We start from the raw sequence: 15,672 nt of genomic DNA, 5'->3' as shown, positions 1-15,672 counted from the left end.
GGAGCAACTGTCTTGAAGTCTTTTTATTTTGAAGATTGATTAGAGACAGGTACAACCCAAACAAAAACACCGCCCGAAGGCGGTGTCTGTGTCAGCAGGCTGTTACGAGGCAATCAACTGCCGCAACACGTAATGCAAAATCCCCCCCGACTTGAAGTACTCCACCTCATTCAGGGTATCGATCCGGCACAACACCTCGACTTTCTCGCGGCTGCCGTCTTCACGGGTGATCACCAGTGTCAGGTTCATCCGCGGTGTCAGCTCGACGCCAGTCAAACCCAGAATATCCAGCGTTTCCTTACCGGTCAGGTTCAGGCTCTTGCGGTTTTGATCCAGCTTGAACTGCAACGGCAACACGCCCATGCCCACCAGGTTGGAGCGGTGAATCCGTTCGAAACTTTCCGCAATGACCGCTTTGACCCCCAGCAGATTGGTGCCCTTGGCCGCCCAGTCGCGACTCGAGCCGGTGCCGTATTCTTGCCCGGCTATCACCACCAGCGGTGTGCCCGAGGCTTGATAGCGCATGGCTGCATCGTAGATCGGCATCCTCTCCCCGGTGGGGATGTAAATCGTATTGCCGCCTTCTTCGCCGCCGAGCATTTCGTTACGAATGCGGATGTTGGCAAAGGTGCCGCGCATCATCACTTCGTGGTTGCCGCGACGGGAGCCGTAGGAGTTGAAGTCCCGTGGCTCCACGCCTTTCTCGCGCAGGTAGTGGCCTGCCGGACTGTCGGCCTTGATGTTGCCGGCCGGGGAGATGTGATCGGTGGTTACCGAATCGCCGAGCAATGCGAGGACTCTGGCACCGGCGACGTCCTTGACCACCGGCGGCGGCCCGCCGATGTCATCGAAGAACGGTGGATGCTGGATGTACGTCGAATCGTCCTGCCAGAGATAGGTCGCCGCTTGCGGCACTTCAATCGCCTGCCATTGCTCATCGCCGGCAAACACTTCGGCGTATTCCTTGTGGAACATGGCGGTGTTGACCTGGTTCACCGCGTCGGCGATTTCTTTGGTGCTCGGCCAGATATCCCGCAGATAAACCAGATTGCCCTCTTTGTCGGTACCCAAAGGTTCACTGCTGATGTCGATGCGCACCGTCCCGGCCAGCGCATAAGCGACGACCAGCGGTGGGGAGGCCAGCCAGTTGGTTTTCACCAGAGGATGCACGCGACCTTCGAAGTTGCGGTTGCCCGACAGCACCGAGGCGACGGTCAGGTCGGCGGCCTGAATGGCTTTTTCGATCGGCTCCGCCAATGGCCCGGAGTTGCCAATGCACGTGGTGCAGCCGTAACCGACCAGAGCAAAACCCAGTTCATCAAGGTATTGAGTCAGGCCGGCAGCCTTGTAGTAGTCGGTGACCACTTTCGAGCCTGGGGCTAGCGAGCTCTTGACCCACGGTTTGCGCTTGAGGCCTTTTTCTACGGCTTTCTTAGCCACCAGGCCGGCGGCCATCATCACGCTCGGGTTGGAGGTGTTGGTGCAGGAGGTGATCGCGGCAATCACCACCGCGCCGTTTTTCAATCGATAAATCTGACCGTCGTATTCGTAGTCTGCTTCACCGGCCAGATCGGCATTGCCCACCGCGACGCCACCGCCGCCTTCACTTTCGAGGCGACCGACTTCCTTGCTGGTGGGTTTGAATTGCAGGTCGACGAAGTCACTGAACGCTTGCGCGACATTCGGTAGCGATACCCGATCCTGTGGGCGTTTCGGCCCGGCAAGGCTGGCTTCGACGCTGCCCATGTCCAGCGCCAGGCTGTCGGTGAACGCCGGTTCCTGGCCCGGCAGGCGCCACAGACCCTGGGCTTTGCTGTAGGCCTCGACCAGTTTCACGGTTTCGCTGGGGCGACCGGATAAACGCAGGTAGTCCAGGGTGATGTCGTCCACCGGGAAGAAGCCGCAGGTGGCGCCGTACTCCGGGGCCATGTTGGCGATGGTCGCACGGTCGGCCAGCGGCAGATCGGCGAGGCCGTCGCCGTAGAATTCGACGAATTTGCCGACCACGCCTTTCTTGCGCAGCATTTGGGTGACGGTCAGCACCAGATCGGTGGCGGTGATGCCTTCCTTGAGCTTGCCGGTGAGTTTGAAGCCGATCACTTCCGGGATCAGCATCGACACCGGTTGGCCAAGCATCGCTGCTTCCGCTTCGATCCCGCCGACGCCCCAGCCGAGCACGCCGAGGCCGTTGATCATTGTGGTGTGGGAGTCGGTGCCGACCAGGGTGTCCGGGAAGGCATACGTGCGCCCGTCCTCGTCCTTGGTCCAGACCGTGCGCCCCAGGTATTCCAGATTCACCTGGTGGCAGATCCCGGTGCCCGGCGGCACCACGCTGAAGTTGTCGAAGGCGCTTTGGCCCCAGCGCAGGAACGCATAACGTTCACCGTTGCGCTGCATTTCAATGTCGACGTTCTGTTCGAAGGCGCTGGCGCTGGCGAATTTGTCGACCATCACCGAGTGGTCGATCACCAAATCCACGGGGGAGAGCGGATTGATACGCTGCGGGTCGCCGCCGGCTTTGGCCATGGCGGCGCGCATGGCGGCCAGGTCGACCACGGCGGGAACACCGGTAAAGTCCTGCATTAATACCCGCGCGGGACGGTACTGAATTTCGCGGTCGGAGCGACGCTCCTTGAGCCAGGCGGCAATCGCCCTGAGGTCGGCGCCGGTGACGGTTTTTTCATCTTCCCAGCGCAGCAGGTTTTCCAGCAGCACTTTCAACGACATGGGGAGTTTGTCCAGATCGCCGAGGCTCTTGGCAGCGTCGGGCAGACTGAAATAGTGGTAGGTCTTGTCGTCGACTTGCAGGGTTTTAAGGGTGTTCAGGCTATCGAGGGACGGCATTACGATCACTCCTTTGAGTCCGCACGGCTACGGACTGAGGGGACGGACAGAGCATTAAAACTAGCCCTGTTTTAAGTAGCTGGCTAATAACTGGACTCTATCGACAAGTCCAAGGTTCCGAACTCGGCTATCATGCGCCGGTTTTCGTGACAGGCTTTGCTTCAACGCAAGTCTGGGCATCGCGCAGTGGTTGAATTTCTCGCCATCTGCCCAGGAGTAAGAATGAACACCCTCTTTATGCATTGCCGGCCGGGCTTCGAAAGCGAAGTCTGTTCCGAGATTTCCGAACATGCCGCGCGGCTGAACGTGGCCGGTTATGCCAAGGCCAAGACCGCCAGCGCCTGCGCCGAATTCATCTGCACCGAAGAAGACGGCGCCGAGCGCCTGATGCGTGGTCAGCGTTTCGCCGATCTGATCTTCCCGCGCCAATGGGCCCGCGGGATCTTCATCGATCTGCCGGAAACCGACCGCATCAGCGTGATCCTCGCGCACATGGCGGACTTCCCGCTGTGCGGCAGCCTGTGGCTGGAAATGGTCGACACCAACGATGGCAAGGAACTGTCGAACTTCTGCAAGAAGTTCGAAGGCCACTTGCGCAAGGCGCTGATGGCGGCTGGCAAACTGGTTGAAGATGCCCACAAACCGCGTCTGCTGTTGACCTTCAAAAGTGGCCGCGAAGTGTTCATGGGGCTGGCCGAGTCGAACAACTCGGCGATGTGGCCGATGGGCATTCCGCGGCTGAAGTTTCCGCGTGAAGCGCCGAGCCGTTCGACGCTGAAGCTGGAAGAGGCGTGGCACCATTTCATCCCGCGCGATCAATGGGATGAGCGCCTGCACAGCGACATGACCGGCGTCGACCTTGGCGCTGCTCCCGGCGGCTGGACCTGGCAGCTGGTCAACCGCGGCATGCTGGTGACCGCGATCGACAACGGCCCGATGGCCGAAAGCCTGATGGACACCGGTCTGGTGCAACACTTGATGGCTGACGGTTTCACCTTCAAGCCCAAGCAACCGGTGGACTGGATGGTCTGCGACATCGTCGAGAAACCGGCGCGCAACGCCGCGATGCTGGAAGAGTGGATTGGCGAGGGGCATTGCCGCGAAGCGGTGGTCAACCTCAAACTGCCGATGAAACAGCGTTACGCCGAAGTGAAGCGTTTGCTGGAGCGCATTGCCGACGGGTTCAAAGAACGCGGTATTCGGGTCGAGATCGGCTGCAAGCAGCTGTACCACGACCGTGAAGAAGTGACCTGCCATTTGCGCCGGCTCGACGTAAAGAAACCCAAGTCCCGCTGAAGCGCTGATATCCCTGTGGGAGCCGGGCTTGCCCGCGATGCAGGCGACTCGGTTTGACGTCGAACCGAGTTGATGCCATCGCAGGCAAGCCAGCTCCCACAAGGACCGCGTTATGCCACAGATGACCGAACACCCGGCAATGCGCGACAATGCGCGACAATGCCGGCAAGTTTCAGGAGTGAATCATGAGTGAAATGATTGATACGCCGGTTGACGGCACCCTCGACGCCACCGGCCTCAACTGCCCGGAACCGGTGATGATGCTGCACCAGCACATCCGTGACCTGGTGCCCGGCGGCCTGCTCAAGGTGATCGCCACCGACCCGTCGACCCGTCGCGACATTCCCAAGTTCTGCGTGTTTCTCGACCACGAACTGGTGGCGCAGTACGAAGAGGCAGGCACCTACCTCTACTGGATCCGCAAGAAACTCGCTTAACCCGCCGAATGGCTGATGCGAATCCGCTTGCGTGCACTGCGCGTCAGGCGGATCGACAGCATCAGTGCCGCGCAACTCAAGCCCACGATCAAACCCTGCCACAGCCCGCTCGGGCCGCTCGGTGCGCCGAACCAATCGGTCAGGCCCAACGCGTAACCCACCGGCAAACCAATCCCCCAGTAAGCGAACAGCGTCAGGATCATCGTCACCCGGGTGTCCTGATAGCCGCGCAACGCGCCGGCAGCCGTCACCTGGATCGCATCGGAAAACTGGAACAGCGCCGAATACACAATCAGCATCGCCGCGACCTGAATCACCGTCGGATCAGCCGTGTAGATCGTTGCGATGTGTTCACGCAGCAACAGCATCATGCTCGCGGAAATGCACGCATAGGCCAGCGCCGTGCCCATGCCGACACCGGCGGCGAAGCGGGCCTCGCGCGGTTCCTGACGGCCGAGCGCCTGGCCAACGCGCACGGTCACGGCCATGCCAAGGGAGTAGGGAATCATGAACACCAGCGAGCTGAAGTTCAGCGCGATCTGGTGCCCGGCCACCACCGTCGCGCCGAGGCTGCCGATCAGCAGCGCAATCACCGCGAAGATGCTCGACTCGGCGAACACCGCGATGCCGATCGGCAGGCCGATGCCCAGCAGGCGTTTGATCACCGACCACTGCGGCCAGTCGAAACGGCTGAACAACTGACTTGACTGATACGCCGGCGCCCAGCGCTCCCACCCGGCCATGCCCAGGGCCATCACCCACATCACGATCGCCGTGGCCCAGCCGCAACCGACACCGCCCATGGCCGGCACACCAAAGTGGCCATAGATGAAGACGTAGTTCAGCGGAATGTTCAGCGCCAGCCCGCACAGACCCAACACCATGGCCGGACGCGTGCGCCCCAGGCCGTCACTGAAGCAGCGCAGCACATGGTAGAGCGCGACGGCGGGCAAACCGCTGGCGATGCCATGCAGGTATTGCATGCACGGGCCGATCAGTTCGGGATCGACCTTCATGATGTGCAGAATCGGTTCGGCGCTGAACAACATGCCGGTCGCCATCAACCCCACCACCAGCGCCAGCCACAGTGCCTGGCGCACGATCGGGCCGATCTCGCTGTGGGTGCCGGCGCCGAAACGCTGGGCGACTTTCGGGGTAGTAGCCAGCAGCGTGCCGGTCATCAACAGAAACACCGGCACCCAGATCGAGTTGCCCAGCGCCACCGCCGCCAGATCCCGTGGCCCGACCCGGCCCGCCATCACCGCATCGACGAAGCCCATGGCGGTGGTCGCCAGTTGCGCGATCATGATCGGCAAGGCCAGGCCGAGCAGGTTTTTCAGCTCCAGGCGAACCCGGGCCGGACGGGTGAGGGAAATAGCGGCGGGGCGGTCAGTCACGGAATTCAAGGGCGAAACGTCCAAAGATATTGATGCGCAAGGCGGCGCATTCTACGCCCTGACGCAGTGGTCAGGAAAAGTCCTGTGTTAGGGATTTGTAATCGGATTTTGAATGATTCTGCATCCCCAGTGGCCCATCACCTCCATCTCCGCCTACACTGCCGATCCGCCAAAGGAGCCTGCCATGCTGATTGTTGCCGACGAAAATATCCCGCTGCTCGATGCCTTCTTCGAAGGTTTCGGTGAAATCCGCCGGGTGCCGGGACGTTCCATTGACCGCGCCACCGTCGAACAGGCTGATGTGCTGCTGGTGCGCTCGGTGACCAACGTTAACCGCGCGTTGCTCGAAGGCAGCAAGGTACGCTTTGTCGGCACCTGCACCATCGGCACGGATCACCTGGATCTGGATTACTTTCAGCGGGCCGGCATCACCTGGTCCAGCGCACCCGGCTGCAACGCCCGGGGCGTGGTCGACTACGTGCTCGGCAGTCTGCTGACCCTGGCCGAAATCGAAGGCGCCGACCTGACTCAACGCACCTACGGCATTGTCGGTGCCGGTGAAGTGGGCGGCCGGTTGGTCAAGGTTCTGCAAGGTCTGGGCTGGAACGTGCTGGTCTGCGATCCGCCAAGGCAAGCCGCAGAAGGTGGCGATTACGTCAGCCTCGAACAGATCATCGAGCAGTGCGATGTCATCAGTCTGCACACGCCGTTGAAGAAACACGGCGCCCAGTCGACCTGGCATCTGTTCGATAAACACCGTTTGAACCAGCTCAAACCCGGCACATGGCTGATCAACGCCAGTCGTGGCCCGGTGGTGGACAACGCCGCGCTGCGCCAGGTGCTGCTGCAACGTGAAGACCTGCAAGCAGTGCTGGATGTCTGGGAAGGTGAGCCCGAGGTCGATGTGGCACTGGCCGAACTCTGCGTGCTGGCGACGCCGCACATTGCCGGTTACAGCCTCGACGGCAGACAGCGTGGCACCGCGCAGATTTATCAGGCGTATTGCGATTTTCTTGGGCAACCGGCCCAGATCAGCTTGAGCGATTTGCTGCCCGCATCCTGGTTGTCGCAAGTGACCTTGAACGCTGAAAGCGATCCCGCCTGGGCGCTGGCCATGTTGTGCCGTGGCGTGTACGACCCGCGCCGTGATGATGCGGATTTCCGTCGCAGCCTTGTAGGCAATGTGAATGAGCAGCGTGCAGCGTTCGATTCACTGCGCAAACATTATCCGCTGCGGCGTGAGATTGATGGGTTGCAGATGCGGATCGAGGGGGATTCGCCTGAGTTGCAGAGGATTGTGGCGGCGTTGGGCGCAACGGCTGTCTAGAGACCGCGTCGGCCCTTTCGCGAGCAAGTCGAATGGCCGCACCTCCATTCTGGAGCAGCATCCATAAAAAACCCGGCCATCAGAGGCCGGGTCAAGAAGACGGTGGCTATATCACTTTTGTTCGGCAGGCTTGACCAATCGCTTTTCCAGTTCGCGGCAAGCGTCCTGGATCATGCCTTCAGTGATCGGTACTTCGCGCCCATCCTTATCGATAATTGAGCAACCCAGAGACTGGTCTGGCTGTGTGCGGATCACTTCAATCTTGTCTTCGCTGCTGTTTTGCAAGGACATGGCCTGTCTCCTCATCAGGTTGTGTGCTTACTGTAGAACCGCCACGTGACCGGGCTGTGACAACTCCCTGCGATCTTTCCAGAGCGGCAACATCAGTCCACCAGAAATACCGCGGCGTTGCCACCCGGACTTTAGACCAATACCGTCTAGGACCTAGTCTTTGCCGTCATATTTAACCTGACTCATTATGATTTACAGCGTTCAATCCCATCGACCGGTGTAGGCTTGATCGCGTCAAACCCTACTGGTTGCGCCATCGAATGATCTCCATCCTATCATCCCGTCAACGGCGCGCCATGCGCCTGGCCCTGCGTTTCATTGCGCCTTATCGCTGGCCGGCCGTCGGTGCCTTGCTCGCATTGATTGTCACGGCGGGTATTACCTTGTCCATGGGGCAGGGGATTCGCCTACTGGTGGATCAGGGTTTCATGACCCAATCGCCGCATTTGCTCAACCAGTCCATCGGCTTGTTTATGTTGCTCGTGGTCGGGCTGGCGCTTGGCACCTTCGCGCGTTTTTACCTGGTCTCATGGATCGGTGAGCGCGTTGTCGCGGACATCCGTCGTCAGGTGTTCAATCATCTGATTTACCTGCACCCGGGATTCTACGAAGACAACCGCAGCTCCGAAATCCAGTCGCGGTTGACCGCTGATACCACGCTGCTGCAATCGGTGATCGGCTCTTCGCTGTCGCTGTTCCTGCGCAATCTGTTGATGGTGATCGGCGGGATTGTCTTGCTGTTTATCACCAACCCCAAGCTCACCAGCATCGTGGTGGTCGCGTTACCGTTGGTGATCGCGCCGATCCTGATCTTCGGCCGTCGGGTGCGTAGCCTGTCGCGCCTGAGTCAGGACCGGATTGCCGATATCGGCAGCTATGTTTCCGAAACCCTGGGCCAGATCAAAACCGTGCAGGCCTACAACCATCAGATCCAGGATGAGCAGCGCTTTGCCGCAACGGTGGAGGAGGCCTTCAACACCGCTCGCAAGCGAATCTTCCAACGAGCCTGGCTGATAACTCTGGTGATCGTACTGGTGCTTGGCGCGGTCGGAGTGATGCTCTGGGTCGGTGGAATGGATGTCATCGCCGGGCGGATTTCCGCGGGCGAGCTGGCGGCGTTTGTGTTTTACAGCCTGATTGTTGGCAGCGCATTCGGCACGCTGAGCGAAGTGATCGGCGAACTGCAGCGTGCCGCCGGCGCCGCCGAGCGGATAGCCGAATTGCTGCGTTCGGAGAACATCATCCGGCCACCGACCACTGACCTGGTGACCTTGCCTGAACGGGTGAAGGGTGACCTGGTGTTGCAAGACGTACGCTTTTCCTACCCGTCGCGTCCCGAAAGCTATGCGGTCGATGGTTTGAATCTGACGATCAATGCTGGCGAAACAGTCGCATTGGTAGGCCCCTCCGGTGCCGGCAAGTCGACGGTGTATGATCTGCTGCTGCGCTTTTACGACCCGGCCGAAGGACGCATCCTGCTCGATGGCGTGCCGCTGACTCAGCTCGATCCGTTGGACCTGCGCCGCTGCTTTGCCCTGGTCTCGCAATCCCCGGCGCTGTTCTTTGGCAGCATCGAAGAGAACATCCGCTACGGCAACCCGACGGCAACCCTGGCCCAGGTTCAGGAAGCGGCGAAAATCGCTTACGCCCACGACTTCATCGAACAAATGCCCAGCGGCTACCAGACCCATCTTGGCGACGGTGGCCTCGGTTTATCCGGCGGTCAGCGCCAACGCCTGGCCATCGCCCGGGCATTGCTGGTGGACGCGCCGATTCTGCTACTGGACGAAGCCACCAGCGCCCTTGACGCCCAGAGCGAACACCTGATCCAGCAAGCCCTGCCGAGCCTGATGAGAAACCGCACCACGCTGGTCATCGCCCACCGACTGGCCACGGTGAAAAACGCTGACCGGATCGCGGTGATGGACCAAGGGAAACTGGTGGCGGTGGGGACGCATCAGGAATTGATTGCGAGCAACGCGCTGTATGCGCGGTTGGCGGCGTTGCAGTTTAACGATGGGCATGAAGCTGCATGAATGAGAGCTGCTGAATGCTGCCGGGTTCGGGCATTATGTCGGCCTCAGTTGCGAACCTGGAAAAGGATATGAGCCGTTATCCACCACCGTTGACCCTGACCACCAGAATACTGGCATTGGTCGCCGGGATTAGCGAAAAAATCGGTCAGATGGCGGCTATGAATGAACGCCTGCAAACGCCTCAACTGCGTCGGGGCAATCGGATTCGTACGATTCAGGCTTCTTTGGCTATTGAGAACAACACGCTCAGCATTGAGCAGGTCACCGCTGTTCTGGCAGGGCAGCGGGTGCTTGGTCTACCGCGAGAAATCCAGGAAGTGCGCAACGCTTTTGCGGCTTATGAAGCCATGCCGGAGTGGCAGCCGAGTAATCGAGCCGACTTGCTTCGAGCCCATGAGTTGCTGATGGGTGGACTGATTGACGACTGCGGTCAGTTTCGTCGAGCCGGTGTGGGCATTTACCGTGGCGATAAATTGGTCCATATGGCCCCGCCGCCGAGTCGCGTTGCGCAATTGATTGAAGACTTGTTGGCGTGGCTTGGCGATTCTGATTGGCATCCGCTGATCATCAGCTGCGTCTTCCATTACGAATTCGAGTTCATCCATCCCTTCGTTGACGGTAATGGGCGTATGGGCCGTCTTTGGCAGACGTTGATACTCAGTCAATGGCGCCCGGTGTTGGCCTATTTGCCTGTCGAAGCGGTAATTCGAGAGCAGCAGGACGCTTATTACGCGGCATTGTCGGCGGCCGATCAGTTGGCTGAGTCGACGCCTTTTGTCGAGTTCATGCTGCAAGCATTGAGTCTCGCGCTTGAGGAAGCGGCCCTTAGTGAATCAGTAACCGACCCAGTAACCGACCTGGTAAGCGACCCAGTAGGGAAATTGCTTTCAGCGCTCCATGTTAACGGACCGCTTAAAATCAGCGACTTAATGACCGAGGTCGGTTTGGCTCACAAGGCGACCTTTCGGGCTAACTACCTCAGGCCCGCATTGGCTGCCAATTTGATTGAAATGACCAATCCCGAGTCGCCAAGCAGCCCGGCTCAAAAATATCGTCTGACCCAGCATGGAAAACGGATTGCTGCACGGCTCAAGTCGGCGTAGACGTTCTGGACGCGAATAAAAAATGCCCGCATCTATCGATGCGGGCATTTTTGTCAGTGCTTCAAAGCAGGTTCATTGATCGTCAAAGTAGCGTTCATGCCAATCCACCAGCGGCTGCGGTGAGTTGAGCTTCTGGCCGTAGATCACCGAGTACGACAGCACGTTTTGCACGTACTGGCGGGTTTCGTCGAACGGGATGCTTTCCACCCAGACGTCGAAGCTCAGGTGGTCGGCCCCGCGCAGCCACTGACGCACACGACCCGGGCCGGCGTTATAGGCGGCGGAGGCGAGGACGCGGTTGCCATTGAACTGGCTGTGGACCTGGCTCAGGTAAGCGGCGCCGAGCTGGATGTTCTTGTCCGGATCGAACACTTGCTGCGGCGAGGCCAGTGGAATGCTGAACTTGCGCGCGGTTTCCTTGGCGGTGCCGGGCATCAGTTGCATGAGGCCGCTGGCGCCGACGCCGGAACGGGCGTCGGCCATGAAAGCACTTTCCTGACGGGTGATAGCGAACACCCAGCTCGAATGCAAGCCACGAACCTTGGCTTCGCGCACCAGGGTTTCGCGGTGGGCCATCGGGAAACGGATGTCCAGGTCGTCCCAGTACTTCGCCTGACTGATGGTGCGGATTGCCGGGAAATACCATTTCAGGTCGTAAGCCAGTTTCGCCTGGGCAACCATTTCGTCGCGGCTGAAGTGGCGGCTGACGTGGTACCACTCGCGGCGACCATCGACGATCTGTCCGCGAGCGTGAAACTCAAGCGCCCGACGCACGCCTGGGGTATTGCGGACCTTGTTGATCAGCGCCTGGCTGAGCACCAGCGGTTTGTTGTTCAGCGAGTAGGGCAACTGCGAGCGATCCGCCGCGAGGAAGCCATAGAAATCACGCTCGCGGGCGAGGCCCTTATAAAGCGTCTGCGCTTCCGGGTTCTGCGGCTGCGCCAGTTCCAGGCTGCGGGCCTGCCAATAACGCCAGCGGTTGGTGGTCGCCAGGTCCGGCGGCAGGCGGCGAGTCAACTGATAGGCATCGTCCCAGCGGGCCAGGCGCAGCAGCAGACGCAAGCGCCATTCGGACACCGTGTTGTCACGCAGTTCCGGGTCGTATTTAGTCATCATGTCCAGCGCGCGGCTGTCGAACCGTTTAGCCAGGGACAGGCCGATTTCCCGGGCGATCGCCACTTTTTCGTCACGGGAGAAGTGCATGCTGCTGGCATAACTATCGAGCATCTGCATCGCCCGGTCAGGATCCTGCCGCGCCAGACGGCGCAGGCCAAGGCTGACCACGTCGGACATCGGCTCGTCGGCCGGAATGAACCGTGAAGGAGCGTTGAGCAGTTCGGGTTTCTGCGCCACCTCCACCAGCAAACGACCGCGAGGGGCGAGGGTGGTCAGTCCGTTGACCAAGCTGTTGGCCAACGGATAGTTGCGTGCCTGGGCGGCAAGCTTGGCGCGCTCCCAGCGCTTCTGCTCGGTCAGTTGACCTTCGGCGGCCCAAATACCAAACAGCGCATCGCATGCGGCGGGTTGGGATTTGCCGGTCAGCCAGAGTTTATTGGCGTTGGCGTAACCTTCGGCTTTCTGGTTATGCCCGATCTGATACTGCGCGTTCAGGCAGTCCAGTTCGGTGAAATTGAGCTTCGGGTCGTAGTACTTTACGAAGGTCGCCCAGTCGCCGCGTTCGGCCAGCCAACGCAGCCAGCGCAATTTCATCCAGTTGGCCTGGGGCAGGTCACCGTGCTCGGCGAGGAATTTCTCGATTTCGGCATTGCTCGCGGTTTTAAGGCGAGCGGTCAGTTCGTCATACGCCAGGTACGGCTCCAGCGGGTAATCGCTGAGGGCCTGGCTGTAACGGAAATAAGGACCGGTATCCCCCTTGGCGAGGGCACGCTTGGCTTCATCGTAATACTGGCGCTGGGTGGACAGGTCCACCGCCTGGGCGGTTTGAACGGCAGTGGCAGAAAGAAGAAAACAGGATAAAAGACTGAAAAGGCGACTGCGCATGAGACGTCCGGGCAGAGAAATCATGACAAGCGCGGGCAATGCCCGCGCTGAATTATCTGTAGCTTAGCCTTTTGCCAGCAGCGGGCGAAAGCTTTGCCGGCCTGTCAGCATCAGTTCGCAACATTTGTCATGCAGAGTGTCGCGAAGGTGAAATTGCCGGCCTTCTGAAGCCTCAAGTCAGGTAGAATGCGCGCCCGGTTTTTGGAGAAGCTCATGACCCTGCTCAAATTCAGCGATGTGTCCCTTGCTTTCGGCGCTATGCCGTTGTTGGACAAGGTGTCCTGGCAGATCGCCCGTGGTGAGCGGGTGTGCATCATCGGCCGCAATGGCACTGGCAAGTCCAGCATGATGAAGCTCGTCAAGGGCGACCAGAAGCCTGATGAAGGCTCCGTTTGGCGCGCACCTGGCCTCAAGATTGGCGAATTGCCGCAAGAATTGCCGGTAGCCGACGAGCGGACCGTGTTCGACGTGGTGGCCGAAGGCCTGGACGGTGTCGGCGAGCTGCTCGCGCAGTATCACCACCTCAGCCAGAACATCGTCACCGACGCCGATCTGGACAAACTGATGCACGTCCAGCACGACCTCGAAGCCCGTGACGGCTGGCGTTTGCAGCAACTGGTCGACAGCACGTTGAGCCGTCTGCAGTTGCCGGCCGACAAGACCCTCGCCGAATTGTCCGGCGGCTGGCGTCGTCGCGTCCTGCTGGCTCAGGCTCTGGTTTCCGAACCCGATCTGCTGCTGCTCGACGAACCGACCAACCACCTGGACATCGGTGCAATTGCCTGGCTCGAAGAAGCGTTGAAGGATTTCCAGGGCGCCGTGCTGTTCATCACGCACGACCGTTCATTCCTGCAGAACCTCGCGACCCGTATTCTCGAACTGGATCGCGGTGGCTTGATCGACTGGAACGGCGACTACGCCAGCTTCCTCGTGCACAAAGAAGCCTCGCTGGCCGCTGAAGACACCGCCAACGCGTTGTTCGACAAAAAACTGGCCCAGGAAGAAGTCTGGATCCGCCAGGGCATCAAGGCTCGCCGCACCCGTAACGAAGGCCGAGTCCGCGCCCTCAAAGCCCTGCGCAACGAGCGTAGCGAGCGTCGTGAGCGCACCGGCAAGGCCAACATCCAGCTGGATACCGCTGACAAGTCCGGCAAGCAGGTAATGGTCCTCGATAACGTGAGCTTCGCTCACCCGGGCGGCCCGTTCCTGATCAAGGATTTCTCGATGGTCCTGACGCGCGGCGACCGTATCGGTCTGCTGGGCGCCAACGGTACCGGCAAAACCACACTGCTGAAGCTGATGCTCAGCGGTCTGCAGCCAACCAGCGGCACAGTGGAAGAGGGGACGCGCATCGACGTGGCCTACTTCGACCAGTTGCGCCATCAGCTGGACCTGGAAAAGACCGTAATTGACAACGTTGCAGAAGGTCGCGACTTCATCGATATCGATGGTCAGAGCCGTCACGTGCTGAGCTACCTCGGCGATTTCCTGTTCAGCCCGCAGCGTGCCCGCACGCCGGTCAAGGCGCTGTCCGGTGGTGAGCGCGCCCGTCTGTTGCTGGCTAAACTGTTCAGCAAACCGGCGAACCTGCTGGTCCTCGACGAACCGACCAACGACCTCGACGTCGAAACCCTCGAGTTGCTGGAAGAGGTCTTGCTGACCTTCAACGGCACCGTGCTGATGGTCAGCCACGACCGGGCATTCCTCGACAACGTGGTCACCAGCACCCTGGTCTTCGAAGGTGAAGGCAAGGTTCGCGAATACGTCGGTGGTTATCAGGACTGGCTGCGTCAGGGCGGCTCGCCGCGCCTGTTGGGCGTGACCGAGAGCAAGTCCGGCAAAGCCGACCTGACCTCCGCTGTCGTGACGGCTGAAGCTGCGCCAGTCGCTGCTGTCGTCGAAGCGCCGGTGGCGAAGAAGAAGCTCAGCTACAAGTTGCAGCGTGAGCTGGAAATGTTGCCGGGCCAGATCGAAGCCATGGAGCAGCAGATCGCTACCGTTGAGGCGCAAATGGCCGATGCCGGTTTCTATCAGCGTCCTGCTGCCGAGACCGCTGCAGTGATCGCTCAGTTGGAGCAGTTGCAGGCTGAGCACGACGTCATGGTCGAGCGCTGGGCCGAGCTGGATGCCTGAATGATCCTGCTATAAAAAAGCCCGGCGTTCAGTGATGAGCGCCGGGCTTTTCGTAGGCGCTGTGGTTTAGCTTTTGATCAGGCGCACCGCGAGCACATCACAGGGCGCACCGTGCAGCACGTCATTGGCAGTCGAGCCCAGCAGCAATGCCAGGCCGTGTCGGCCATGGCTGCCCACCACGATCAGGTCGCAGGTTTGTTCCTTGGCCAGGTGGTGGATCTCCTGGCGTGGCTGGCCGTAGGTCAGGTGGCTGTATTCCTTGGAGAGTTCCGGATACTTCACGATCAGTCGGTCCAGTCGTTCTTTGGCCTGATCGAACTGCTGTTGTTGCAGTTGTGACAGGTCCATGGGCACGTCGCCGCCAAAGGCCATGGCCATCGGCTCGACAATATGCACCAGGGACAATTTCGCCCCGTTGCTCACCGACAGTTCGCGAGCGCGGTGGATTACAGGATCGCACTCTTCGGTTAGATCTACAGCGACCAGAATGTGGTTGTAGGGCATGAGGTGCTCCTCCTGAGGTTGCAATATTGGTAAGTATGGCTGGTTTCAAGCGCATTGTTTTCAAAGTGACTCAATGCGCTCATCAAGAATCGGGAGTACAGATATGACGGTCTGGATAGTGGTGTCAATCCTGTTGGTGGTACTGAGTCCGCTGGCATGGTTGCGACCGTCGCGCCACCAGAGCGGCCGTATGGCCCTGCGCATGGAGGCGCGACGCATCGGATTGGCGATGCAACTGGCGCCTCAGGACTGGCCGCACTGGCTGAGCCAGGAGCCACCGAGCCCTTGCGCCCAGTACCATCG

11 protein-coding genes and 1 pseudogene are annotated in these 15,672 nt (G+C 60.0%); 7 read left to right on the top strand and 5 right to left on the bottom strand.

The genetic code is table 11. The features are described from left to right. Positions 1-102 precede the first annotated feature (102 nt). Positions 103-2,844 (bottom strand): aconitate hydratase AcnA, encoded by a 2,742-nt coding sequence (acnA, locus tag WLY71_RS06945; RefSeq protein ID WP_347802979.1) that lies wholly within the window; start codon positions 2,842-2,844, stop codon positions 103-105. 222 nt (positions 2,845-3,066) lie between these two features. On the opposite strand from acnA, the gene rlmM reads away from it, so the two are divergent. After that, positions 3,067-4,140 carry a 23S rRNA (cytidine(2498)-2'-O)-methyltransferase RlmM gene (gene rlmM / locus WLY71_RS06940; RefSeq protein ID WP_129442892.1) on the top strand — a complete coding sequence of 358 codons (1,074 nt, stop codon included), beginning with the start codon at positions 3,067-3,069 and terminating at the stop codon, positions 4,138-4,140. 185 nt (positions 4,141-4,325) lie between these two features. Continuing rightward, a complete protein-coding gene (gene tusA, locus WLY71_RS06935; RefSeq protein ID WP_347802978.1) occupies positions 4,326-4,577 on the top strand; it encodes a sulfurtransferase TusA in 252 nt (83 codons plus the stop codon). On the opposite strand, the gene WLY71_RS06930 is transcribed toward tusA, so the two are convergent. Next, entirely contained in the window at positions 4,574-5,983 is a 1,410-nt protein-coding gene (locus WLY71_RS06930) for an MATE family efflux transporter (RefSeq protein WP_347802977.1), read from the bottom strand. The two genes, tusA and WLY71_RS06930, sit on opposite strands and share 4 nt — an antisense overlap. A 175-nt stretch (positions 5,984-6,158) precedes the next feature. Here WLY71_RS06930 and pdxB point away from each other — a divergent pair, with 175 nt between their 5' ends. Then, positions 6,159-7,301: a 4-phosphoerythronate dehydrogenase PdxB gene (gene pdxB, locus WLY71_RS06925; protein WP_347802976.1), complete on the top strand. Its 1,143-nt coding sequence runs from the start codon at positions 6,159-6,161 to the stop codon at positions 7,299-7,301. A 111-nt stretch (positions 7,302-7,412) separates the two neighbouring features. Here pdxB and WLY71_RS06920 read toward each other — a convergent pair whose 3' ends face one another. Next, positions 7,413-7,592: a PA1571 family protein gene (locus WLY71_RS06920; protein ID WP_033061931.1), complete on the bottom strand. Its 180-nt coding sequence runs from the start codon at positions 7,590-7,592 to the stop codon at positions 7,413-7,415. A gap of 260 nt (positions 7,593-7,852) precedes the next feature. Here WLY71_RS06920 and WLY71_RS06915 point away from each other — a divergent pair, with 260 nt between their 5' ends. Both WLY71_RS06915 and WLY71_RS06910 read left to right on the top strand, forming a co-directional pair. Further along, a complete protein-coding gene (locus tag WLY71_RS06915) occupies positions 7,853-9,628 on the top strand; it encodes an ABC transporter transmembrane domain-containing protein (RefSeq protein WP_347802975.1) in 1,776 nt (591 codons plus the stop codon). Between the two features lie 68 nt (positions 9,629-9,696). Beyond that, positions 9,697-10,731 carry a Fic family protein gene (locus WLY71_RS06910; RefSeq protein WP_347803008.1) on the top strand — a complete coding sequence of 345 codons (1,035 nt, stop codon included), beginning with the start codon at positions 9,697-9,699 and terminating at the stop codon, positions 10,729-10,731. Between the two features lie 72 nt (positions 10,732-10,803). Here the strand turns inward: WLY71_RS06910 and WLY71_RS06905 are convergent, their stop codons facing one another. Next, positions 10,804-12,732: a transglycosylase SLT domain-containing protein gene (locus WLY71_RS06905; protein ID WP_347802974.1), complete on the bottom strand. Its 1,929-nt coding sequence runs from the start codon at positions 12,730-12,732 to the stop codon at positions 10,804-10,806. Positions 12,733-12,945: 213 nt separating this feature from the next. Between WLY71_RS06905 and WLY71_RS06900 the strand changes: the two genes are divergently transcribed. Continuing rightward, the gene (locus tag WLY71_RS06900) at positions 12,946-14,865 is read left to right on the top strand and encodes an ATP-binding cassette domain-containing protein (RefSeq protein WP_056744292.1); all 1,920 of its coding nucleotides are present in this window, start codon (positions 12,946-12,948) and stop codon (positions 14,863-14,865) included. A gap of 66 nt (positions 14,866-14,931) precedes the next feature. On the opposite strand, the gene WLY71_RS06895 is transcribed toward WLY71_RS06900, so the two are convergent. Then, positions 14,932-15,369, bottom strand: a complete 438-nt coding sequence (locus tag WLY71_RS06895; protein ID WP_008151425.1) for a universal stress protein — start codon at positions 15,367-15,369, stop codon at positions 14,932-14,934. Between the two features lie 103 nt (positions 15,370-15,472). Here WLY71_RS06895 and WLY71_RS06890 point away from each other — a divergent pair. Beyond that, positions 15,473-15,672, top strand: a pseudogene (locus tag WLY71_RS06890) (hypothetical protein); the annotation flags it as partial.

Source organism: Pseudomonas rossensis, assembly GCF_039888995.1.
Classification (GTDB): Bacteria; Pseudomonadota; Gammaproteobacteria; order Pseudomonadales; family Pseudomonadaceae; genus Aquipseudomonas; species Aquipseudomonas rossensis.
The sequence above is the reverse complement of the archived record's forward strand: the minus strand, read 5'-3'. Positions and strand labels throughout refer to the sequence as shown.

What these genes read in the sequence shown, in the direction of transcription:
- acnA (WP_347802979.1), bottom strand. Translation starts at nt 2,844, where the DNA reads ATGCCGTCCCTCGATAGCCTGAACACCCTTAAAACCCTGCAAGTCGAC.
- WLY71_RS06900 (WP_056744292.1), top strand. Translation starts at nt 12,946, where the DNA reads ATGACCCTGCTCAAATTCAGCGATGTGTCCCTTGCTTTCGGCGCTATG.
- rlmM (WP_129442892.1), top strand. Translation starts at nt 3,067, where the DNA reads ATGAACACCCTCTTTATGCATTGCCGGCCGGGCTTCGAAAGCGAAGTC.
- WLY71_RS06915 (WP_347802975.1), top strand. Translation starts at nt 7,853, where the DNA reads ATGATCTCCATCCTATCATCCCGTCAACGGCGCGCCATGCGCCTGGCC.
- tusA (WP_347802978.1), top strand. Translation starts at nt 4,326, where the DNA reads ATGAGTGAAATGATTGATACGCCGGTTGACGGCACCCTCGACGCCACC.
- WLY71_RS06895 (WP_008151425.1), bottom strand. Translation starts at nt 15,369, where the DNA reads ATGCCCTACAACCACATTCTGGTCGCTGTAGATCTAACCGAAGAGTGC.
- pdxB (WP_347802976.1), top strand. Translation starts at nt 6,159, where the DNA reads ATGCTGATTGTTGCCGACGAAAATATCCCGCTGCTCGATGCCTTCTTC.
- WLY71_RS06910 (WP_347803008.1), top strand. Translation starts at nt 9,697, where the DNA reads ATGAGCCGTTATCCACCACCGTTGACCCTGACCACCAGAATACTGGCA.
- WLY71_RS06920 (WP_033061931.1), bottom strand. Translation starts at nt 7,592, where the DNA reads ATGTCCTTGCAAAACAGCAGCGAAGACAAGATTGAAGTGATCCGCACA.
- WLY71_RS06905 (WP_347802974.1), bottom strand. Translation starts at nt 12,732, where the DNA reads ATGCGCAGTCGCCTTTTCAGTCTTTTATCCTGTTTTCTTCTTTCTGCC.